This is a genomic window from Pseudonocardia nematodicida (genome assembly GCF_040105385.1).
Lineage (GTDB): Bacteria > Actinomycetota > Actinomycetes > Mycobacteriales > Pseudonocardiaceae > Pseudonocardia > Pseudonocardia nematodicida.
In genome coordinates this window covers 465829-487206 of record NZ_JBEDNQ010000001.1, presented here as the reverse complement: position 1 = coordinate 487206, position 21378 = coordinate 465829, and the positions used below count along the sequence as shown (strand labels likewise).

Genomic DNA, 21378 nt, shown 5'->3' with positions numbered 1-21378 from the left:
CGGTACGAATCATGAGGATCCGTACCGGCCTGGTCACCGCAGCCCTGGCCGCGACCGCACTGGTCGTCACCGCCCTGCCCGCCGCGGCGTCGCCCCCGGCACCGGCGGGATGCGACCCCGGGCTCGCCGTGCCGGGCGCCGAACGTCAGGTCGTGTCCTGTGTGGACGACCTGACCACCACCGGCACCGTCGCGTCCGGACACACCGTCGAGGCGGACTGGGCCGGGCTGACCAGCGAGTCGCTGTCGCGACCCGAGCACCCGGTGCCCGGCGTGCAGGTCGACGGGCACTTCGCCGACGACTCCTCGACCAACACCCACCACGGCTGGGACACCGACTCCCAGTTCGTGCTGCGGCTGCCGGAGCACTGGAACGGCGGCATGGTCGTCTCCGGCTCGCCCGGCAACCGCGCCCAGTACGCAGGAGACCGGGCGATCGCCGACGACGTCCTGGCCCGCGGCTACGCCTTCGCCGCCACCGACAAGGGCAACACCGGCACGGAGTTCCACGTCGGCGCCGGGGCGCCCGGCGACGCCGTCGCCGAGTGGAACATCCGGGTCACCGAACTGACCCGCGCCGCGTCGGAGACCGCGCGGCGGCACTACGGCATGCCGCCGTCGCGGACCCTGATGGCGGGGCTGTCCAACGGCGGGTACCTGGTGCGCTGGCAGCTGGAGAACCACCCCGAGCTCTACGACGGCGGCGTCGACTGGGAGGGCGTGCTGTGGCGGGCCGACGGCCCGAACCTGCTGACCTTCCTGCCGCCGGCGCTGGAGGCCTATCCGGGCTTCCTCGCGGGCGACGAGGCCGCCGCGGACCGGATCCGGGAGGCCGGGTTCGAGCCCGGCTCGGAGTTCCTCTGGCCGTTCCACCACGAGGTCTACTGGCAGCTGACCCAGCAGATCTACCGCGAGGTGTTCGACCCGGCCTACGACGGCCCCGACACCTCCTACGACTACGCCGCCCGCCCGGACGAGGTGCGCGACGCGGTGCGGAAGGTCGAGCTGACCGGCGACATCGGCAAGCCGTTGATCACCGTGCACGGGACGCTGGACACGCTGCTGCCGATCCGCGAGACCTCCGACGTGTACGCCGAGCTCGTCCGCGACGCCGGACGGGGCTCGCTGCACACCTACCACCGGGTCGAGGGCGGCACGCACACCGACGGCCTGGTCGACCAGTACCCCGACCGGCTGGTCCCGTTGGCGCCGGAGTTCCGCAAGGCGGTCGACGAGCTGGAGCAGCAGCTGGCCGGTTAGGTCGGGTGGAGGCCCCGATCCGGGCCTCCACCCGCGCTGGTGCCTACGGCCCGACCTCGAGCAGGGCGACCAGCTCGTCCGATGCGGCCCGCAGGTCCGGCAGGATCTCCTGGGCCCGTTCGCGGGTCCACCGGATCTGCGGCCCGGCGATGCTCAGGGTGCCCACCGCCGGCCGGCCCGCCGTCCCGATCGGGACGGCCAGCACCGCACCGCCGAGCTCGAAGGTGGACTCGGTCCAGGCGTAGCCCTGCTCACGGGCGCGCCGGACCTCCTCCATGGCCTCGGCGACGTCGCGGGCACCGTCCGGCCCGTACCGGTCGATGTCGTCGAATCCCTGTCGCCGGACCAGCGCCTCGGCGCGCCCCGGCGGCAGGGTCGAGAGCCAGGCCAGCCCGCTCGACGAACGGGCCAGCTTGATCTCCCGGCCGTCGTCGGGGTCGAACCGCAGACCGGACCGGGCCCCCTGGGCCTTGGCCACCCACACCAGGGAGTCGTCGCCGTCCTGCAGTCCGAGCCGGACCAGCTCCCCGGACCGGTGGGCGATCCGGTCGAGCAGCGGCTTGGCCAGGTCGACGACCGGGATGCTCGCCAGGTGCCGCAGCGCCTGGGAGACCAGCCGCAGCCCGAGCACGTAGTGCCCGGTCGCCCGGTCCTGGATGAGGTAGCCGAGCTGCACCAGCTCGGTGAGCACCCGGTGTGCCGCGCTCTTGGGCAGGTCGAGCCGGGTCGCGATCTCGCCGAGCGGGAGCCCGGCGATCTCGCCGACCAGCAGGTCGAGCACCGCGAACGAGCGCGGCACGGCGCTACTCATGGGTCCACCTTGCCGCCGGGTGTCTCACCTGTCACGGAGGGCGATGGTCGCCATCCGGCGCACGGCCAGGTCGTAGCCCTGGATGCCGGCACCGGCGATGACGGCCTGAGCCGCCTTGGAGACGAACGAGTGCTGCCGGAACTCCTCCCGCCGATGGATGTTGGTGACGTGCACCTCGATCACCGGCAGCTCGGAGGCGAGCAGCGAGTCCAGGATCGCGACCGAGGTCGTGGTGAACCCGGCCGGGTTGATGATGATCCCGGACGCCCCGGTCCGGGCCGCCTGGATCAGGTCGACCAGCACACCCTCGTGGTTGGACTGGTGGAACTCGATCTCCAGACCGACCTCGGCCGCCGCGCCGCGGGTCAGCGCCTCGGCGTCGTCGAGAGTGTCGTGGCCGTAGATCGCGGGCTCGCGCAGCCCGAGCAGGTTGAGGTTGGGTCCGTTGAGGACCGCCACCGGCTTCACGACGCGTTCCCGGCGGTCGCGCGGACCGAGTTGTAGAACTCCAGGTCCTCGCCGGTGTAGTAGTCGGCGAAGTACGCCTCGGAGCGGTCCATGAACGCCTGGCGGTCGACCTCGTCGCGGTCGATGACCTGCAGCGGGCCGTTCTGGCGCCAGTCCTCGAGGACCTCCTCGGTCTCCCGCTCGACGCACTCGCGGTTCTCCGCGCGCACCTCCTTGACCGTGTCGATCACCGCCTGGCGCTGGGCGTCGTCGAGCCGCTCGAGGGTCGCGTCGGACATGGTCACGTAGTGCAGGCTGACCTGGTGCTCGTTCAGCGAGACGTAGTTCTGCACCTCGTCGTAGCTGCCGGCCTTCGTCCCCACCACCGGGTTCTCCTGGGCCTGCGCGATGCCCTGCTGGAGCGCGACGTAGATCTCCTCGTAGGCGACGGCGACCGGGTTGGCCCCCATCGCGGCGGCGTTGGCGAGGTACTGCGGGGTGTCCGGGAACCGGACGGCCATGCCGGCGAGGTCCTCGGGGCTGCGGATCGGGTCGTTCGAGCTGAACGTGCGCGAGCCGTAGTACCAGGCGTCGACGATCGTCATGTCGGTCGCCTCGTTGAACTCGGCGAACACCTCGGCGGAGTCGTTGTCCAGCCAGTCGAAGGCGTGGTCGACGTCGTCGAAGACGTAGGCCGCGCCGAGCACACCCAGCTTGGGGAACTCGGCGGAGATGCCGGCCTCCTGCAGGTCCATGTCCAGGTCGCCGGCCTGGATCTGGGTGACCCGCTCGGTGTCCGGGCCGAGCTGGCTGCCGGGGAACAGGTCCACCGTGATGCCGAGGCCGGCCGCCTCGATCTTGTCCTTGAACAGCTGCGTCCCGCAGACGACGTTGGGCGCGGTCTCGGGCTGGCTACTGGAGAACGAGAGCGTGATGTCGCCCCCGGGCTCGGCGCCCGCGCCGCCACCGCAGGCGGCGAGCAGCAGGGCGGAGGAGACGGCGGCGGCGGCGAGGCTCGCGCGCCGGCCGGTGCGTCGGGTGGTGGACATGACTCTCCGATCGGTCATTGATACGGGGGAGTGGGGGGTCACTGGAAGCCGAGCAACGTCGGGACCACGGTCACGATCGCAGGGAAGAAGGTGAGCAGGACCAGCACGCAGACCAGCGGGACGAGGAACGGCAGGACGCCGCGGAACACCGCCTCGACCGGGCGCCCGGTCACCGAGCTCATCACGTAGAGCACGGCGCCGACCGGCGGGGTGAGCAGGCCGATCATCAGGTTGACGATCATGACGACGCCGAAGTGGACCGGGTCGACCCCGTAGCTGACGGCCAGGGGCAGCAGCACCGGGACGGTCACGATGATCACCGCGCTGGCGTCGATGAACGCGCCGAGCGCGATCAGCAGCAGGTTCACGATGATCAGGAAGACCAGCGGGTTGTCGGTCAGCGCGGTCATCGCGTCGGCCAGCATCGGCGCGACCCGCTCACGGGCCAGCACCTGGCCGAGGATCCCGGCCGCCCCGATGATGATCATGATGCCGCCGGCCAGGAAGACGGTCTCCTTCGCCGCCTCCCAGAGCACCCGCACCGTCAGGCTCCGGAAGATCAGGCCCAACAGCAGCATGTAGAGGGCCGCGATGCCGGCGGCCTCGGTCGGCGTGAAGAACCCGCCGATGATCCCGCCCAGGATGATCACCGGGGCGCCCATCGGGAGCAGCACCCGCCGCGTCGCGGTGAGCAGGCGGGCGCCGTCGAACGGGACGCTCTGGATGTCCGGGTTGCGGCGCAGCCAGATGAACACGTAGACGAGCAGGCCGAGCGCGATGAGGAGCGCCGGCAGGATCGAGGCGGCGAACAGTGCGCCGGTGGAGATGCTGGCGGTGGCGGCGAACAGCACGGCCGGGATGCTCGGCGGCATCACCGGGCTGACCAGCGTCGAGGCCGCGGTGAGCCCCATCGAGAACCGGGCCGGGTACCCGGCCTTGAGCATCGCCGGGACCTGCACCTTGCCCAGCCCGGCGGCGTCGGCCAGTGCGGAGCCGCTCATCCAGGCGAAGCCGACGCTGGAGGCGACGTTGACGTAGGCGAGGTTGCCGCGGACCTTCGACATCGCGGCCAGGCAGAACTCGAAGATCCGGTCCGCCACACCGAGCCGGTTGGCGACCACGCCGACGAAGATGAACAACGGGACGGCCAGCAGCGGGAAGCTGTTGACGGAGTCGAACACCGCCTTGAGCCCGGACCCGGTGGCGCGGCCGTGGATGGCGTAGTAGGCCAGGCAGGGTCCGATGATCGCGAACGCGACCGGGACCCGGAGCAGGATGAGGGCGAGGATGCCCAGCAGGACGAGCAGCAGTTCCATGCCTCAGCCCTCCGCGTCGGCGACGGTCACGGCGTCGCGCTCCCAGGAGCGGGCGCGCAGGATCTTGACGGCGGCCCGGACGGTGCCGGAGGCGAAGGCGAGCACGAGCAGGCTGTAGACCACCGGCAGCGGCAGCGAGATGACCGTCGTGCTCCGTCCGATGCCGTCGCCGAACAGCGCCACCGCCTCGACCAGCAGCGCCACCATGATCACGAACAGCAGCAGGGACGAGACCAGCTTCAGGGCCGCCGCGCTGCGCTGTCCACGGATCAGGTTGTCGATCACCGAGACGGTGATGTGACCGTTGCGCCCGACCAGGTAACCGATCATGACGAAGGTGAGTCCGGCCAGCGAGTAGCGGGCGATCTCCCCGGCACCCTCCCAGTTCGCGGCGGGCAGGTAGCGGCCCAGCACCTGGATCAGGACACCGGTCAGCATCCCGCCGAGCAGGATCGTGGCGAGCGCGATCTCGATGGTGCCGAGCACGCGCAGCACGCGCGGTTCGCTGGGCGGTGGCAGCGGCGGTTCGGGGGCCGCGTCGGGTGCGGACATGCGGGGAGCCTCTCGGTGCTACGTCTGCGGAGCAGCCGCGCGGGGTGCGTGAGCGGGTCGGGGTCTCAGTGGGCCGGGGTGAGGGAACTCAGGTACGCGGATGCAGAGCGGTACAGGTCGGCGAGGTGGGCGTGGTCGCCGCGGGCCGCCTGGCGGGGCCCGTGCGGGATCTCCACGCTGATCTCGCTGTCGGGGAGCGCGGCGAGGAGCTCGGGGATCGGGATCCCGCCCTCGCCGGGGAGCAGCCGCCGGTCCCGGACCTCGGCGATCGCGACGTCGTGCGGGTCGTCGCTGCCGGCCAGCTCCCGCAGCTCGGGGTCGGCCGGGTCGAGCCGGGCCGGGCCGTCGCAGAGCTGGACGACCGGGAACATCGCGGGGTCGTCGCGGACCGTCTGCAGCGAGGCACCGGTCCGCTGGAAGTGCAGGACGTCGAGCTCCACCCGGCAGCCGGCGTCCCGGGCGATCCGCACCGCCCGGTCGAAGTCGTTCAGCGGGCGGAAGGCGACCGGCTCCAGGATCGGGACGATGCCGTGCTCGCGGGCGTCGGCGCAGATCGCGTTCACCGTACGGACCAGCGAGTCGGGGTCCGGGTCGTCGCCGACGATGTTGAGGAACCGGGCGCCGAGCGCCTGCCCGAGCCCCAGCGCGCCGAGCCAGTCCTCGCGGCGCAACGCGGGGGTGGCCGAGCACACCTCGATGTCGAGGACCTTCATGCCGGTCTCGGCGAGCACGCCACGTAGCGTGTCGAAGTCCGGCGCGTCCACCCCGGTCGGGCAGTAGCCGTCGGTCTCCTGCACCGTCAGCGGGCGCAGTCCGACCTGGCCGAACCCGGCATCCGCAGCGGCCCGCACGAACTCCACGGCCGGTAGACGGATCGCGCTGAGTGGCGCGACTCCGAGCACCATGGGACCTCCATCACTTTTGGAACAGCGTTCCAAAGGTATATAACAGCGCACAGTGATCGCGATACCGGGTGATCACGTGGTCCACGTCACATACCTGCACCGCGTCCGTCATGGTCGACGGAAGGAGATCCATGCCCCGCCCCGCGCGCATCGGCCTGCTCGGAGCCGGTCTCATCGGCACCGAGCACGCCCGCACCCTGGCCCGCATCGACGAGACCGAGCTGGTCGCGGTCGCCGATCCCTCGGACGCCGGCCGGGCGCTGGCCGCCGAGCTGGGTGTCGCCCACCACGACGACTACCGGGCGCTGCTGGCGGCCGGTGGCGTCGACGGCGTGGTCGCCGCGCTGCCCAACCGGATGCACGCCGATGCCGCGGTCGCCGCGATCGAGCACGGTGTCGCGGTGCTGGTGGAGAAGCCGATCGCCGGGACCCTGGACGAGGCCCGCTGGATCACCGAGGCGGCGGACCGGACGGGTGTGCCCGTGCTGGTCGGCCACCAGCGCCGCTACGCCCCCGACGTGGTGGCGGCGAAGGCGCTGCTGGACTCCGGGGCGCTCGGCGAGATCGTGTCGGTCGGGATCCTGTCCACCTGGCGCAAGCACGACTCCTACTTCGACGTCGACTGGCGCCGCACCGCGGGCGGCGGCCCGGTGCTGATTAACCTGATCCACGACCTCGACGCGATCCGCCACCTGGTCGGTGAGATCGACAGCGTCGTCGCGCTGGGCGGGCACACCCGCGGGTTCGAGGTCGCCGACACCGTGGGCGCGGTGCTGCGGTTCGTCGGGGGCGCGCTCGGCACCGCGCTGGTCTCCGACGCGAGCGCGGCACCGTGGAACTGGGACCTGACCTCGGGCTACGGCGCCTACTTCCCGCCCCCGCCGCCCCCGCCCGGCGACGTCTACTTCCTCTCCGGCACCCGCGCTGCGCTGTCGCTGCCGTCGCTGACGCTGTTCACCCACGACGGCGACGCGGACTGGCGCAGCCCGATGCGCACCCGGGTCGTCGAGCGGGTCGAGGCGGACGCCTACACCGAGCAGCTGCGGCACTTCGCCGACGTCGCCCTGCGCCGTTGCCCGCCGTTGATCGACGCCCACGACGGGACGCGCACGCTCGCCGTCGCGCACGCCGTCGAGCAGGCCCAGCAGACCGGCACCACGATCCACATCGACGAGGAGATCGCAGTATGAGCACGGGTACGGCAGCAGAGCGGTACGTCTCTGAGGGGCGGCACGCCGGACGGATCGTCCTGGTCACCGGCGCGAGGGGCGGGCTCGGCTCGGCGGCGTGCGCACGGTTGGCCGCCGAGGGCGCCGTCGTCGTCGCGACCGACCTGAAGGCCCCGGACGGCGCGCTGACCGACACCGGCGGCGAGCTGGCCCTCGACGTCACCGACCCGGACGCGTGGCGCACCGTCGTCGAGGCGGTGACCGGGCGCTACGGCCGGATCGACGCGCTGCTGATGAGCCACGGCTCCCAGGGCCCGGAGTGCCCGATCGACGAGGTGCCCGTCGACGGCTGGGCCCGCACCATGCGGATCAACCTGGACTCCTGCTTCCTCGGTCTGCGCGCGGTCGTGCCGGTGATGCGTGAGCAGGGGCACGGGCGGGTGCTGGTGCTGTCCTCGATCGCCGGGCGGGACGGCAACGAGGCGATGGCCGCCTACTCGGTGGCCAAGGCCGGGGTGATCGCGCTGGCGAAGTCGGCGGCCAAGGACGTCGCCCGGCACGACGTCATGATCAACACCGTCGCCCCGGCGATGTTCCAGACCCCGCTGACCGGCGACCTGAGCCCGGAGCGGAACGCCATGCTGCTGAGCAAGGTCCCGATGGGCCGGATCGGGCAGCCGCCGGAGTTCGCGGCGCTCGCGGCGTGGGCGCTGTCCCCGGAGTGCAGCTACACCACCGGCCACGTGTTCGACCTGACCGGCGGGCGCTACACCGGGGACTGAACCCGGGCCCGGTAGAGGTCGCGCAGCAGCGCGATCTCGGCACCGTGGTGGATGACCTCCCGGTGGATGTGCAGCACCAGCATCGCCAACGGCTGCTCGGCGTAGGGCCCCTCGGCCGGCCCGCACGGCCGGGCGAGCCCGTCGGTGCCCAGCGCGGCGACGCCGTCGACCCACCGGCGGTAGCCCTCGTCGAGCTGGGCCAGCGCCCCGTCGGCGGTGCCGGCGTAGGGGAAGGTCCCGTAGTCCATCGCCGGGCCCCCGAAGTGCGCATGCACCCGCATGCCGAACACGCCGATGATCACGTGCGCCAGCCGCCAGGCGATCGTGGTCACCGGCGGCGGGGAGGGCTCGGGGAACGCGAAGTCGATGACCCGGTCGCCGTCGCCCCAGCCGGGCGGGGTGACCGACTCGCCGCGGCGGCGGACGCTCCAGGCGCCCGGCGCGGGCTCCCAGAGGTACTCGTCGTCGGTGAGGCCCTCCAGGCGGGGACGGAGCAGGGCCTCCCAGTGCCAGGTGAGCTGCTCGCGGAGCTGCCGGTTCCAGTCGAGATCGGTGCTGGCGGTCATGGGCGCGGAGCCTAGGACGCCTCGCGGACGACCGCCGTCCTCGATCCCCGGGCGGCGGCGACCAGCGCCATCGCCAGCCGGAGGTCGTCCGGGCTCCGCTCCGGATGGGACTGGACCCCGAGCACCCAGGCGTCGCCGTCGTACTCGACGGCCTCGACGACCCCGTTCGCCGCCCGGGCGGTGACCCGCAGCCCGCTCCCGAGCCGGTCGATCGCCTGGTGGTGGTGGCAGCGCACCGTCACCGGATCGGTGCCGAGCACCGCGGCGATCCGCGAGCCCGGCTCCGGGGCGATCTCGACCGGCGCGTACACGCCCTCGCCCGCGGAGTGCGCCGCGGCGGTCTCGGCGCCGACGACCTCGGGCAGGTGCTGGTGCAGGCTCCCGCCCAGCGCGACGTTGAGGACCTGGTGGCCCCGGCACACCCCGAGCACCGGGAGCCCCAGCTCGAGCGCGCGGCGGGTGACGGCGAGGTCGGAGGCGTCCCGCTCGATCCGCGGGTCGTCGACCTGCGTGCCCGGGCTCTGCCCGTAGTGCGCGGCGCCGACGTCCGGGCCACCGGTGATCAGCAGGCCGTCGCAGGCGGCGAGCGCGTCCGGGGCGTCGGCGGTCGGCGGCAGCAGCAGCGGGACCCCGCCGGCCGCGGAGACCATGTCGAGGTAGCCGCGGGGGAGCAGCACCGACTCCTCGTCGGACACCACCCAGTACGAGGCGCGCTCGACGTAGGCGGTCAGCCCGATCAGCGGCCGGGTCACTCGTCGCCCCCGCGGACGACGGCGAGCACGTCGTCGCCGTAGCGGGCGAGCTTGCCCTCGCCGATACCGGAGATCGTGCCCAGCGCGGCGCGGTCGCCGGGTGCCCGGGAGGCGATCTCCCGCAGCGTCGCGTCGTGGAAGATCACGTAGGCGGGCACGCCCTGCTCCTTCGCGGCACCGGCCCGCCAGGCCCGCAGCCGTTCGAACACGGGGGCGGCGTCCGCGGACAGCTCGACGGCCGGCTTCGAGCCGCCGCCCGACCGCGAGCGCGGAGCCCGGGCCGCCCGTTCCGGCTCGGTCCGCAGCGTCAGCGGCGTCTCGCCGCGCATCACGGCGGGGGAGTCGTCGGTGAACACCAGCGTCGAGTGCGGCCCGCCGACGGCCAGCAGCCGGCGCGCGACGAGCTGGCGGATCACGCTGCGCCACTGCGGTTCGCTCAGGTCGGCGCCGACGCCGAACACCTTCAGCTCGTCGTGCGAGAACTGCTCGATCTTCGCGGTCCGCCTCCCGAGCAGGATGTCGATCACGTGCACGGCGCCGAAGCTCTGCCGGCGCTCGTTCTTGAGCCGCCAGACCGTCGAGAGCACCTTCTGCGCGGGGACCGTCCCGTCCCAGGACGACACCGGGTTCAGGCACGTGTCGCAGTTCCCGCAGTTCTCCGCGTCCGGCTTCTGCCCGAAGTAGCGCAGCAGCTGGGCGCGCCGGCACTCGGTCGTCTCGCACAGCGCCAGCATCGCGTCGAGGTGCATGCCGAGCCGGCGCTTGTGCGCGGTGTCGCCCTCGGAGTCGTCGATCATCTTGCGCTGCTGGACGACGTCGGCCAGCCCGTAGGCCAGCCACGCCGTCGACGGGTCCCCGTCCCGGCCGGCGCGGCCGGTCTCCTGGTAGTAGCCCTCGACCGACTTCGGCAGGTCGAGATGGGCGACGAACCGGACGTCGGGCTTGTCGATGCCCATGCCGAACGCGATCGTCGCGACCATCACGACGCCGTCCTCGCGCAGGAACCGGGCCTGGTTGTCCCGGCGCACCGCGGCGTCGAGTCCCGCGTGGTAGGGCAGCGCCCGGATGCCCTGCCCGGTGAGGAACTCCGCGGTCTGCTCCACCGACTTGCGGGACAGGCAGTAGACGACGCCCGCGTCCCCGGCGTGCTCGGTGCGCAGGATCTCCAGCAGCTGCTTGCGGGGCTCGTTCTTCGGCGCGATCCGGTACCGGATGTTCGGCCGGTCGAAGCTGGCGACGAAGTGCCGGGCCTGCTCCAGCTCGAGGCGCTGGGCGATCTCGGCCCGGGTGGCCTCGGTGGCCGTCGCGGTGAGCGCGATCCGCGGCACCTGCGGCCAGCGGGTGTGCAGCTCGGAGAGCAGCAGGTAGTCGGGCCGGAAGTCGTGGCCCCACTGGGCGACGCAGTGCGCCTCGTCGATCGCGAACAGCGCGATCGTGCCGCGCTCGAGCAGCCGCACCGTGGACTCCACCCGCAGCCGCTCGGGGGCGAGGTAGAGCAGGTCCAGCTCGCCGGCGAGGAACTGCTGCTCGGTGAGCCGGCGCTCGTCGGCGTCCTGGGTCGAGTTGAGGAACCCGGCCCGCACGCCGAGCGCCCGCATGGCGTCGACCTGGTCCTGCATCAGCGCGATCAGCGGGGAGATGACGACGCCGACGCCGTCCCGGGCCAGCGCCGGGACCTGGTAGCACAGCGACTTGCCGCCACCGGTCGGCATGAGGACCAGCGCGTCCCCGCCGCCGGTGACGTGGGAGACGATCTCCTGCTGGTCGCCGCGGAAGCTGTCGTAGCCGAAGACCCGGCGCAGGATCTCCGCCGGGTCGGAGGACCGGAACGGGACGGCGGGCTCGGCCTCGTCGTGGACGGTGCCCCAGGCGTCGTCCGGCGGGGGCTCCCAGCCCTCGTCCTCCGGCTCGGGCGGGAGCGGGATCTCCTCCGGGGCAGCCACGCCTGCGATCGTACGAGGCCCGGGCCCACCGCCCCGCCGCCCGGTCCCGGTCCGGCACCGCGGGCCGCGGCGGGGTGCGCGCCGTGGCCCACGTCACGCCGCGGCGCGCCGGGGTGCCGGTGGGTGATCACGTGCGCCGCGGCGCGTGGGGGTGTAGCAAGGCACGAGGACACCGTGGCGCGCCGGGAGCGGCGGGCCCGCTCGTGCGAAGGACTCACTGGTGGATCTGAAGATCGGGTACAAGGCGTCGGCCGAGCAGTTCGGCCCGCGTGACCTCGTCGAGTACGCCGTACTGGCCGAGGACCTCGGGCTGGACAGCGTGTGGGCGTCGGACCACTTCCTGCCCTGGCGGCACACCGGCGGGCACGCCCCGGCGGCGCTGCCCTGGATGGCGGCGGTGGGGGAGCGGACGAACCGGGTGCAGATCGGCACCTCGGTGCTGACGCCGACGTTCCGCTACAACCCGGCGGTGCTGGCCCAGGAGTTCGCGACGATGGCGCTGCTGACCGGCAACCGGGTGGCACTCGGCGTCGGGACCGGTGAGGCGCTCAACGAGATCGCCGTGTCCGGGCGCGAGTGGCCGGAGTTCAAGGAGCGCTTCGCGCGGCTGCGCGAGGCCGTGAAGATGATCCGCGCACTGTGGACCGAGGAGTCGGTCAGCACCGAGGGCGAGTACTACACGTTCGTCGACGCGATGATCTACGACCGGCCCGAGCAGCCGGTGCCGATCTACGTCGCCGCGGGTGGGCCGATGGTCGCCCGGTTCGCCGGCCGCTTCGGCGACGGCTTCATCTGCACCTCCGGCAAGGGCATGGACCTCTACACCGAGAAGCTGATCCCCGGCCTGCAGGAGGGCGCGGAGAAGGCCGACCGGGACGCCGGCGCGATCGACCGGATGATCGAGATCAAGATCAGCTACGACCGGGACGCCGAGGCCGCGCGCGAGAACTGCCGGTTCTGGGCGCCGCTGTCACTGACCGCGGACCAGAAGAACTCGGTCGACTCCTCGCAGGAGATGGAGCGGCTCGCCGACGAGCTGCCGCTGGACCAGGTCACGAAGCGGTGGATCGTCGCCTCCGACCCGGACGAGGCCGTCGAGCAGATCCGGCCCTACGTCGACGCCGGGCTCAACCACCTCGTCGTGCACGGGCCGGGCGACGACCAGAACCGGTTCCTCACCCAGTTCGCCTCCGACGTGCTGCCGAAGCTGCGGAAGCTGGGATGAGCACACTGTCGCGGGACGGCCGGGTGCTGCGCTGCCGGATCTCCAACGGCCGGCACGGCACCCTGGACGCCGGCCTCATGGCCGAGGTCACCGACGCCCTGCTGAAGCTGGCCGGTCAGGACCCGTCGTCGCCCGACGCGGTCGGCGCGGTGCTGCTGCACGGCGACGGTGAGAACTTCTGCACCGGCGGCAACGTGCGCGACTTCGCCGCGGCGGACGACCGGCGCGGCTACGTGCAGGGGCTCGCCGAGACCTTCCACGCGCTGCTGCGCCCGCTCGCGGCCTCGCCGGTGCCGACCGTCGCCGCGGTGCCGGGCTGGGCCGCCGGGGCGGGGATGAGCATTGCCCTGGCCTGCGATCTCGGGGTCGGCGGGCGCTCCACCCGGATGCGCCCGGCCTACCCGGGCATCGGCTTCTCCCCGGACGGCGGCATGACCTGGACCCTGCCGCGGCTGGTCGGCGCGGCCCGGGCCCGGCGGATCCTGCTCACCGACGAGGTCCTCGACGCCGACACCCTGATCGACCTGGGGCTGCTCACCGAGGTCGTCGACGACGCCGACGTGGCCGGCCGCGCCGAGACCCTGGCCCGCGGGCTGGCGCGCGGCCCGACGGCCGCGCTCGGCCGGATCCGCGGGCTGCTGGCCCGGACCTGGGACAGCACGCTGGACGACCAGCTCGACGCCGAGGCCAAGTCGATCGGCGCCTGTGCCGCCGGCCCGGAGGGCACCGAGGGCCTGGCCGCCTTCAGCGAGAAGCGGAGCCCCCGCTTCTACGCCTGAGGAATGCCTGCCGCACCCATCCCCGGTCGGAGTTCCGGGTGGGGGATGGCGGGGTGGGACGGGTGGTCAGCGGCCGCTGGCAGGGCTGCCCGCGGCGAGCCGGCGGCCGCGGGGGCCGGGGCGGGTGGTGCCGGGCATACCGACGCCCCAGCGCTGCACCGGCCGGTGCAGGCCCGGGCCGAGCGGCCAGCCGGAGTCCAGCGGGGCGAGGAGCCGGTCCAGCTCCGAGTCCGGTGTGGCGCCGACGCTGTTGCGCAGCAGCCGCTGGAACTCGTCGTACTCGGCGAGCGCGTCGGCGACCTGCCCGCCGGCGAGCAGCGCCTCGACCAGCGCGCGGCGCGAGCGCTCGCGGCTGGGGGCGGTCGCGACCGCCCGGCGGGCGACGGCCACGGCGTCGTCGTGCCGGTCGGCGGCGGTGAGCGTGCCGGACAGTCCCTCCAGGGCGGCGAGCCGCAGCTGCCGGAACCGCTCCCGCTCGACCGCGATCCACGGCGCCGTCCACGACGGCAGGATGTCGGCCTCGAGCAGCCGGGTCTCCGGGGACCCGATCTCCCGCACGGTGCGCAGCGTGCTCGGGGCGGACACCCCGCGGACGAGCAGCAGGGCCTCGGCCAGGTCGACGGTGACGTCGTCGGCCAGGTGCAGCCGGCCGCGGTCGTCGGCGCTCAGCAGGCCGGGGACGTCGATCCCGGCGACGGCCTCGTCGAGCAGCCGGGCCGCGGGTACCGGTCCGACACCCGGCCACAGGTCGGCCGCCAGTGACGACGACGGCTGCGGCCGCGGGTGCACGGCCAGGTAGGCGACCAGCCGGCGGGAGTCGACCGGGAGCGGCACCGGGTGGCCGTCCACCCGCAGGCCGAACGCCCCCAGGACGCGGATCTGTGGCGCGGCCTCGTCGGCGGGCGCGCCGGACGGGTGGGACTCGCGCTGGTCGGTCCTGCGCTGGTCTGCATCACTGGGTCGACAGTGAACGTCGGACATGCCGTTTCCCCGGATCGATCGTGGCGTACGGCCCGCGAGCGGTCGGACGTCGCGGCCGGTGGTGCGCGGGTCGGCCCGAGCGCGTGTGCGGGAGAAGCGCCTGCGCAACGGACCTTCGCGTCGAATGCGGACACGACGGAACCGCACCAGCGCGGACGGCGGGCTTCGTCTCCGCGCCGGTGTCGGTGCGAGGATAGCCGAGGTGGGCGCCCGATGTGTGCTCCGGGTGAGGGATCCGCTCGGCTGTGTGCGCACCGCGGGTGACCACCGGGAGTTCCGGCCCGGGTTCAGGCGCGGGCGAGCAGCCGCACGTGGGTGCCGTCCTCGGCCCGCCAGACGTGCAGGCTGTCGCAGAGCTGGCGGGCGATCCAGGTCCCGCGTCCGCGCGCCTGTGACGGGTGCGGCGGGGCCAGCCCGATCAGCGGAAGCTCGATGGTGCCGCGGTCGTGCACCTCGCAGACCAGCTCACCTCCCCGTGTCCACACCGCGAAACCGGCCTCGGACGACCCGTGCTCGACCGCGTTGGTCGCGATCTCGTTGACCGCCTGCACCATGTCCTCGGCGCGGATCGGGTCGAAACCGCAGGCCCGGGTGGCGTCCTCGACGGTGTCCCGGACCCGGGCGAGCTCGAAGGTGTTGTAGGTGAACCGCTCGTCCGGCGGCCCGAGCAGGTGCGGCGGCGCGAAGGCCCACGCCTCGAGGACCTCGGCCGGTGTGCGGTGGCCGGGGTTGGGCACCAGCTCGCCGCCGCGCAGCTGCAGCGGGTGGTTGGCGACGGCGGCGTCCCCGACCGCGCCGTGCAGCGGCAGCCTCGGGTACACGCACAGCTGGGTCACCGGCAGCCCGGCCAGCGAGATGTTCAGCGCGGCCTCGAGCTCGATCCAGAAGCCGCCGTCGACCCCGTCGAGCTCGGCGTCGTGCGCGGCGACGACGACCACCGGCCGGCCGGCCGAGGCCAGCGCCCGCAGCTCGCGGGCCCGCCACGCCGCGACCGTCTGCCCGGACTCGCGCGCCGACCGGGTCAGCGAGGTGAGCCGCCCGACACCGGTGCCGTCGCCCTCGAGCTCGGCGCGCAGCATCTCCTCGACCGGGTCGGGCACGGCGAGTGCCACCTGCGCCCCGGTGTCCCGGACGGCGACCGCGACGGCCGGCGCCACCCGCTCGACGAGCTCGGCGGGGGAGTCGGCGTGCACCAGGGCGTGCGCGAAACCGCGGGTGCGCGGGGAGGCGTTGACCTGCATCGGCGGGCTCCTACTCGGCTGCCGGGGGGCGGTCGTCGAACGCGAGCTGGGCGGAGAACGCAGCACCGCACCGGTCGAGCAGCCGCGCCACCCGGGGACGCACCCGGTGCAGGACCAGGCGGTGGGTCGCCGGGAACCCCTCCGCGGCCTGCACCAGCGCGGTCGCCGAGGCCACGTCCACGAACCGCACCGAGGCCATGTCCAGGCCGATGTCGGTCGGCGCGTCCGCGGAGCGCAGGACGGTGTCCAAGGTCTGGTGGAGCAGCGAGGTGATCTTCGGGCGGTTGCTGTGGTCGATCTCCCCGGCGAGCCGGGCCCGGCCGACGCCGAGGCGCACGATCCGCAGCAGGCCGTCGTCGTAGGCGGCCGGGACCGCGAGGTGGTCGCGGTGCAGCGCCCGCATGATGTCGATCGACTCGGCCGGGAAGTGGTCGTGGTCGAACGTGCACAGCGCGGTGAGCGCGGTGTCGTTCTCCCGGATGAGCCGGGCGAGCAGGCCGTCGTACTCGGGCAGCGTGCCGGACGCGCCGGGGGCGAGCGCGGCGTGCATCTGGCCGGTCAGCCGGGTGCCCTTCCAGCCGTCGTCGAGCGCGCGGACGACCTCACCGGTGATGCCGGCGTGGATGTCGGGCAACGGGGTCTTGAAGGTCTGCCGGGTGTTCTCCTCGGGCAGGATCTCCAGCTGTCCGAGGCGCAGCGGCTCGTCGACGTCGACGCCGTCCTCGGAGAGCCGGCGCAGCATCGTGTCGGCGGCACCGTCGTCGTCGAAGTAGAGGACCTTCTCCCCGCGGGAGAGCCCCCCGGCGACGAAGCCGGCGGCGATCTCGCCGAGGTGCTCGGTGCTGGCCGGGATCGCGCACACGTGATCACCGGACGAGAGATCGTCCGCAAGCTTGGTCACGTGTCACCTGCCGCGACGCTCCCGCCGGCTCGGCGGGCACGTCGTGTCACGACGTCGAAGGACCTGATCACCGTACGGACGTCCGGACACCGTGTCGCGTGGTAGCGCCCGGCCGGCGCGCCGAACAGACGGTGACGCGCGACGAGCGGGCGGTGATCGACTGGTGGGACGACCGAACGGGTGATCAGGAACGGGTGGTGACCTCGACGGAGGTGGTGGCACTGCCGTTGAGGGTCTGCAGCACCACGCAGTAGCGCTCGGTCAGCCTGATCAGGGTGGCGATCTGCTCCTCGTCCGCCCCGCCGGCGTCGAGGTCGAAGGTCAGCCGGATGTCGCGGAACCCGACCGGGGCGTCCTTCGCGACGCCCAGCGTCCCGCGGAAGTCGAGGTCGCCCTCGGCGCGCACCGTCCCGGAGACTCCGAGCTCGAGCGCCGTGGCGACCGCGCGCAGGGTGACCCCGGCGCAGGCGACGAGCGCCTCCAGCAGCATGTCGCCGGAGCAGAGCTGGGTCCCGTCGCCGCCGGTCGCCGGGTGCAGTCCCGCCTCGGCGAGCGCCTGCCCGGTGGTGACCTTGCAGGCGACCCCGCTGCCGTCGAGCTGCCCGTCCGCGCTCAGCGTGACGACGGCGGAACCCGGGTCGTCGCGGTACTGCTGCTTGAGCGGAGCCTGGATGTCCTTCAGCGATGAAGTGTTCGTGTCCGTCACGCTCCTATCCTCACCCGACCGTGCCCGACCGTGCAGCAGGGACGCGCGGCTAGGCTGGCCGGGTGGCCGGGGACGGGGAGCGAGGGCGCGTGACGGCCGACGTCGGCCGGGGCGTCCGCGGGGCCCGGGAGACCGTTCGCGGGGCCCGGGACACGGTGCGCGACACCGTCCGGGACACGGTGCGGGACTCGGTGCACGAGACCGTGGGCCCGCCGACCGGCGACGACCGGATCTGGACCGTGCCCAACGCGCTGAGCGTGCTGCGGCTGCTCGGCGTCCCGCTGTTCCTGTGGCTGATGCTCGGCCCGGAGGCCGACGGCTGGGCGGTCGCGGTGCTCGCGATCGGCGGGTTCACCGACTGGCTCGACGGCAAGCTCGCCCGGGTGCTGGACCAGTTCAGCCGGTTCGGCGCGATGCTCGACCCGGCGGTGGACCGGCTCTACATCCTCGCCGCGCTGGTCGGCCTGGCCGCGCGCGACATCGTCCCCTGGTGGGCGGTGATCGCGCTGGTCGCCCGCGACGTCGTGCTGGCGGTCTGCGTGTTCGTGCTGCGCCACCGCGGCTACGGCCCGTTCGAGGTCGTCTACCTGGGCAAGGCCGCGACGTTCGTGCTGCTCTACGCCTTCCCGCTGCTGTTGCTCGGCGACGGGCCCTCGACCGCCGAGGCCGTGGTCCGGGTCGTCGCGCACGCGTTCGCGATCTGGGGCGTGGCGCTATACATGTGGTCCGGGGTGCTGTACCTGGCGCAGTTCGTGCTGGCGCTGCGCCGGCCGCTCCCGGCCCCATCGGGCCGTCCCGGTCCCCGGTTCGATCATCCGGGCGACGGGGGATAGGGTCGTCGCGTGAGCTCGGAGATTCCGTCGGACCTGGCCTACACAGAGGCACACGAGTGGGTGCGCGAGACCGGGGACGGGGTGGTCCGGATCGGTATCACCGACCACGCCCAGGGCCAGCTCGGCGACGTCGTGTTCGTCCAGCTGCCGACCGTCGGCGACACCGTCACGGCCGGCGACGCCATGGGTGAGGTCGAGTCGACGAAGTCGGTCTCGGACATCTACGCGCCGGTGGGCGGCGAGGTGGTCGCCGTCAACGAGTCCCTCGACGGCAGCCCGGAGCTGGTCAACTCGGCGCCGTACGCGGACGGCTGGATCGTCGACGTCCGGCTCGGCGACCCGGCGGCGCTGTCCGGCCTGCTCGACGCGGACGCCTACCGCCAGCTCGCCGACGGCTCCTGAGCACCTGGTCGCCGTGCACGCCCGCCGTACGGCGGTACCGCGTATCGCCGCGCGGGGCGGAACGGTAGGTTCGGTGCCCCTGACCGTCGACCGTGGTGCGGGTCACGACCGACCCCGGCACCGCGTGCTTCACCCGGACCGTGTGTCCGGGATTCCCGCTTTCCCGGAGGAGGAGACCCCGAGGTGACCACGAACGACCCGCGCGACGTGCCGCCGGAGCGCGCACCGGAGACCACGTCGGTCTTCCGGGCAGACTTCCTCGCCGACGTGGAACAGCCGAGCGCGGAGCCGGCCGTATCCGGTGTCGACGGGCTGCCCGCCGGGTCGGCGCTGCTGGTCGTCCGGCGCGGTCCGAACGCCGGCTCCCGCTTCCTGCTCGACGTGCCCACCACGAGCGCCGGCCGGCACCCCGACAGCGACATCTTCCTGGACGACGTCACCGTCTCCCGGCGGCACGCGGAGTTCCGCCGCGACGCCGGTGAGTTCGTCGTCGTCGACGTGGGCAGCCTGAACGGCACCTACGTCAACCGCGAGCCGGTGGACACCGCCGTCCTCGCGAACGGCGACGAGGTCCAGATCGGCAAGTTCCGCCTGGTGTTCCTCACCGGGCCCCGGGAGCCCGGCGACCGCGCCTGATCGGCGTCCCGGAGTCGAGCCGACACGCCGTGGACGACGGGCGTGTGACGATCGTCGAAAGGACGCCGTCACACCCCGTCCGGAGGCGCGCGTAGGGGCCCGTGCACGTGTAGCGTCGGAGCGTGTCGGTGGCGGGAGCCATGCTCTCCGGACACGGACTCAGGGCGAGCAAGATGATCACGGCGGCCGGGGTGGCGGTGCCATCCGGGCCGGCCGACAGGCCCGAGAGGGCCGGGGAGGCGGGCTGATGAGCGAGATGCGCGTCGTGGGCGTCCGGGTCGAACTTCCGGCGAACCAGCCGATCCTGTTGCTCCGGGAGACCGACGGGGAGCGTTACCTGCCGATCTGGATCGGGTCGGTGGAGGCCACGGCGATCGCGCTCGAGCAGCAGGGCGTCAAGCCGGCGCGGCCGCTGACCCACGACCTCCTCAAGGACGTCATCGGGGCACTCGGCCGCCGCCTGGAGCAGGTCCGGGTCACCGACCTGCAGGAGGGCACCTTCTACGCGGAGCTGATCTTCGACGGTGGTGTCACGGTCTCCGCGCGGCCGAGCGACTCGATCGCGCTGGCGCTGCGGACCGGGGTCCCGGTGCACGCCGACGAGAGCGTGCTCGCCGAGGCCGGGCTCGTCATTCCCGACGAGCAGGAGGACGAGGTCGAGAAGTTCAAGGAGTTCCTGGACTCGGTCTCGCCGGAGGATTTCCGCGGCGCGCAGCCCGGCTGAGCGGGCTCCCGTCACGGTGCGCGCACGGATCGAGCCGTTCGGCGTCGATCCGGACCGCTCGTCGTGATCTTGGTACCCCTGTCGAGTGATCCACGGCGCTGTCCGGTACGCCCGTGTCGGCGAGCCGCGTTGACCGCCCCGTCCGCCAGGCCTACCGTCATCTGCAGTGATGACATCCATGGAACTCGCCGGTCACCCAGCGTGCAGTGCCGGGGGGCCGGGTTCCACGGAGGGGCCGAGCGAGGGAGACCACGCGGTGCAGACGCCACCACCCGAGGGGCCGGGTCAGGGAGAGCTGTTCCCGGACCCGCTCGTCGGTGAGGGGCTGGACGGGGTGTCCGACAGCCTGGTCGGCTTCCGCGGGCCCACCGCCTGCCAGGTCGTCGGGATCACCTACCGGCAGCTCGACTACTGGGCCCGCACCGGACTGGTCGTCCCGTCGATACGGGGCGCGGCCGGGTCCGGGAGCCAGCGGCTCTACTCCTTCAAGGACGTGCTCGTCCTCAAGATCGTGAAGCGGTTGCTGGACGCCGGGGTCTCGCTGCAGAACATCCGGATCGCCGTCGAGCACCTGCGCCGGCGCGGGATCAGGGATCTGGCCGGCATCACGCTGTTCTCCGACGGCACCACGGTGTACGAGTGCACGTCGCCGGAGGAGGTCGTGGACCTGCTGCAGGGCGGTCAGGGGGTCTTCGGGATCGCCGTGTCCGGTGCGATGCGCGAGATCAGCGGCGTGATCAAGGACTTCCCGTTCGAGCGCGCCGACGGGGGCACCGTCGACGAGTCCCCCGAGGACGAGCTGGCCCGCCGTCGCGCCCGGCGGGCCATCTCCTGAGGGCTCCGCCTACGCGACGGTATCGATGGGCCGCTCCGGCAGGCCTACGCGACCGCCCGGAACGGGTCGTGCTCGGCGAGCAGCTTCTCCATCCGCGCCTGGTCGACCCGGTTGACCACGGTCAGGCTCTCCTGCCGGTCCCGCACGCACTTGGCCAGCGTGAAGGCCGAGGTGATCGCGTACAGGACCGCGATGCCCAGGAATGCCTTCACCCAGCCGTCGACCGGCAGGTAGAGCGTGCCGACCACGACGGCGGCCAGCGAGACGCCGAAGGACAGGACCGCCTGCAGGTGGAACGCGCTGGTCGTGGCGGGCGCGAGGTTCGAGTTGCTGCTGTTCGACATGCCGCAGAGCCTGCCGGGGTGGAATCGCCCCCGACGCCGTGGAATTACGGAAACGGCGGGTATCCTCTGCCCGGTAGTCGTTGACGACACGCGGGAGAGACCCGGCGCAGGTGGCCGGGCGCCGAAGGAGCAACCCCTTCCCGGAACCTCTCAGGCACCCAGGACCGCGTGGCAGAGACGCCTCTGGAAAGCGACGGACAGCGCACCACGTCCGTCCGCC

Annotated in this window: 24 protein-coding genes and 1 riboswitch; of the genes, 10 read left to right on the top strand and 14 right to left on the bottom strand. The window is 73.0% G+C overall.

Going from position 1 to position 21378, the window contains the following annotated elements; all coding sequences use genetic code 11:
• Positions 1–11 precede the first annotated feature (11 nt).
• Positions 12–1259, top strand: a complete 1248-nt coding sequence (locus WIS52_RS02260) for a 3-hydroxybutyrate oligomer hydrolase family protein (RefSeq protein WP_349296367.1) — start codon at positions 12–14, stop codon at positions 1257–1259.
• Positions 1260–1302: 43 nt separating this feature from the next.
• Here the strand turns inward: WIS52_RS02260 and WIS52_RS02255 are convergent, their stop codons facing one another.
• The 6 genes from WIS52_RS02255 to WIS52_RS02230 form a co-directional block, all read right to left on the bottom strand.
• Positions 1303–2070, bottom strand: coding sequence for an IclR family transcriptional regulator (locus tag WIS52_RS02255; protein ID WP_349296366.1), 768 nt, complete (start codon positions 2068–2070; stop codon positions 1303–1305).
• A gap of 24 nt (positions 2071–2094) precedes the next feature.
• Positions 2095–2538 (bottom strand): type II 3-dehydroquinate dehydratase, encoded by a 444-nt coding sequence (gene aroQ / locus WIS52_RS02250; protein WP_349296365.1) that lies wholly within the window; start codon positions 2536–2538, stop codon positions 2095–2097.
• Positions 2535–3566, bottom strand: coding sequence for a TRAP transporter substrate-binding protein DctP (gene dctP, locus WIS52_RS02245; RefSeq protein ID WP_349296364.1), 1032 nt, complete (start codon positions 3564–3566; stop codon positions 2535–2537). The genes aroQ and dctP overlap by 4 nt, the downstream gene beginning before the upstream one ends.
• A 38-nt stretch (positions 3567–3604) precedes the next feature.
• Entirely contained in the window at positions 3605–4882 is a 1278-nt protein-coding gene (locus WIS52_RS02240) for a TRAP transporter large permease (protein ID WP_349296363.1), read from the bottom strand.
• Between the two features lie 3 nt (positions 4883–4885).
• Positions 4886–5434 carry a TRAP transporter small permease gene (locus WIS52_RS02235; RefSeq protein WP_349296362.1) on the bottom strand — a complete coding sequence of 183 codons (549 nt, stop codon included), beginning with the start codon at positions 5432–5434 and terminating at the stop codon, positions 4886–4888.
• Between the two features lie 65 nt (positions 5435–5499).
• Positions 5500–6339, bottom strand: coding sequence for a sugar phosphate isomerase/epimerase family protein (locus tag WIS52_RS02230; protein WP_349296361.1), 840 nt, complete (start codon positions 6337–6339; stop codon positions 5500–5502).
• 131 nt (positions 6340–6470) lie between these two features.
• On the opposite strand from WIS52_RS02230, the gene WIS52_RS02225 reads away from it, so the two are divergent.
• Both WIS52_RS02225 and WIS52_RS02220 read left to right on the top strand, forming a co-directional pair.
• Positions 6471–7529 carry a Gfo/Idh/MocA family protein gene (locus tag WIS52_RS02225; protein ID WP_349296360.1) on the top strand — a complete coding sequence of 353 codons (1059 nt, stop codon included), beginning with the start codon at positions 6471–6473 and terminating at the stop codon, positions 7527–7529.
• Entirely contained in the window at positions 7526–8290 is a 765-nt protein-coding gene (locus tag WIS52_RS02220; protein WP_349296359.1) for an SDR family NAD(P)-dependent oxidoreductase, read from the top strand. The genes WIS52_RS02225 and WIS52_RS02220 overlap by 4 nt, the downstream gene beginning before the upstream one ends.
• Here WIS52_RS02220 and WIS52_RS02215 read toward each other — a convergent pair.
• Genes WIS52_RS02215 through recQ form a run of 3 tightly spaced genes read right to left on the bottom strand, consistent with a single transcriptional unit; the run spans position 8275 to position 11413 of the window.
• Complete coding sequence (locus tag WIS52_RS02215; protein WP_349296358.1) at positions 8275–8856, bottom strand: DinB family protein; 582 nt, start codon at positions 8854–8856, stop codon at positions 8275–8277. The two genes, WIS52_RS02220 and WIS52_RS02215, sit on opposite strands and share 16 nt — an antisense overlap.
• Positions 8857–8867: 11 nt before the next feature.
• Entirely contained in the window at positions 8868–9608 is a 741-nt protein-coding gene (locus tag WIS52_RS02210; RefSeq protein WP_349296357.1) for a gamma-glutamyl-gamma-aminobutyrate hydrolase family protein, read from the bottom strand.
• Positions 9605–11413 (bottom strand): DNA helicase RecQ, encoded by a 1809-nt coding sequence (gene recQ / locus WIS52_RS02205; RefSeq protein WP_349296778.1) that lies wholly within the window; start codon positions 11411–11413, stop codon positions 9605–9607. The genes WIS52_RS02210 and recQ overlap by 4 nt, the downstream gene beginning before the upstream one ends.
• 358 nt (positions 11414–11771) lie before the next feature.
• On the opposite strand from recQ, the gene fgd reads away from it, so the two are divergent.
• Positions 11772–12776 carry a glucose-6-phosphate dehydrogenase (coenzyme-F420) gene (gene fgd, locus WIS52_RS02200; protein WP_349296356.1) on the top strand — a complete coding sequence of 335 codons (1005 nt, stop codon included), beginning with the start codon at positions 11772–11774 and terminating at the stop codon, positions 12774–12776.
• Positions 12773–13555, top strand: coding sequence for an enoyl-CoA hydratase/isomerase family protein (locus WIS52_RS02195; RefSeq protein WP_349296355.1), 783 nt, complete (start codon positions 12773–12775; stop codon positions 13553–13555). The genes fgd and WIS52_RS02195 overlap by 4 nt, the downstream gene beginning before the upstream one ends.
• 66 nt (positions 13556–13621) lie before the next feature.
• Here WIS52_RS02195 and WIS52_RS02190 read toward each other — a convergent pair whose 3' ends face one another.
• The 4 genes from WIS52_RS02190 to WIS52_RS02175 form a co-directional block, all read right to left on the bottom strand.
• Positions 13622–14536, bottom strand: coding sequence for an AfsR/SARP family transcriptional regulator (locus WIS52_RS02190; RefSeq protein WP_349296354.1), 915 nt, complete (start codon positions 14534–14536; stop codon positions 13622–13624).
• 287 nt (positions 14537–14823) lie between these two features.
• On the bottom strand, positions 14824–15777 hold the full coding sequence (locus WIS52_RS02185; protein WP_349296353.1) for an ATP-binding protein: 954 nt from the start codon (positions 15775–15777) through the stop codon (positions 14824–14826).
• A gap of 10 nt (positions 15778–15787) precedes the next feature.
• Entirely contained in the window at positions 15788–16678 is an 891-nt protein-coding gene (locus tag WIS52_RS02180; RefSeq protein WP_349296352.1) for an MEDS domain-containing protein, read from the bottom strand.
• Positions 16679–16862: 184 nt separating this feature from the next.
• Positions 16863–17384 carry an OsmC family protein gene (locus WIS52_RS02175; protein ID WP_349296351.1) on the bottom strand — a complete coding sequence of 174 codons (522 nt, stop codon included), beginning with the start codon at positions 17382–17384 and terminating at the stop codon, positions 16863–16865.
• A 191-nt stretch (positions 17385–17575) separates the two neighbouring features.
• Here WIS52_RS02175 and WIS52_RS02170 point away from each other — a divergent pair, with 191 nt between their 5' ends.
• The 5 genes from WIS52_RS02170 (at position 17576) to WIS52_RS02150 (ending at position 20814) form a co-directional block, all read left to right on the top strand.
• On the top strand, positions 17576–18217 hold the full coding sequence (locus tag WIS52_RS02170) for a CDP-alcohol phosphatidyltransferase family protein (protein WP_349296777.1): 642 nt from the start codon (positions 17576–17578) through the stop codon (positions 18215–18217).
• A 9-nt stretch (positions 18218–18226) separates the two neighbouring features.
• Entirely contained in the window at positions 18227–18619 is a 393-nt protein-coding gene (gene gcvH, locus WIS52_RS02165) for a glycine cleavage system protein GcvH (protein WP_349296350.1), read from the top strand.
• Positions 18620–18802: 183 nt separating this feature from the next.
• Complete coding sequence (garA, locus tag WIS52_RS02160; protein WP_349296349.1) at positions 18803–19255, top strand: glycogen accumulation regulator GarA; 453 nt, start codon at positions 18803–18805, stop codon at positions 19253–19255.
• Positions 19256–19502: 247 nt separating this feature from the next.
• Positions 19503–19979, top strand: coding sequence for a bifunctional nuclease family protein (locus WIS52_RS02155; RefSeq protein ID WP_349296348.1), 477 nt, complete (start codon positions 19503–19505; stop codon positions 19977–19979).
• Between the two features lie 256 nt (positions 19980–20235).
• Positions 20236–20814 carry a MerR family transcriptional regulator gene (locus WIS52_RS02150; protein WP_349296347.1) on the top strand — a complete coding sequence of 193 codons (579 nt, stop codon included), beginning with the start codon at positions 20236–20238 and terminating at the stop codon, positions 20812–20814.
• Between the two features lie 44 nt (positions 20815–20858).
• Here WIS52_RS02150 and WIS52_RS02145 read toward each other — a convergent pair whose 3' ends face one another.
• Positions 20859–21158 (bottom strand): YiaA/YiaB family inner membrane protein, encoded by a 300-nt coding sequence (locus WIS52_RS02145; protein WP_349296346.1) that lies wholly within the window; start codon positions 21156–21158, stop codon positions 20859–20861.
• A gap of 81 nt (positions 21159–21239) precedes the next feature.
• Positions 21240–21335: riboswitch (glycine riboswitch) on the top strand.
• The last annotated feature ends 43 nt before the right edge of the window (positions 21336–21378 follow it).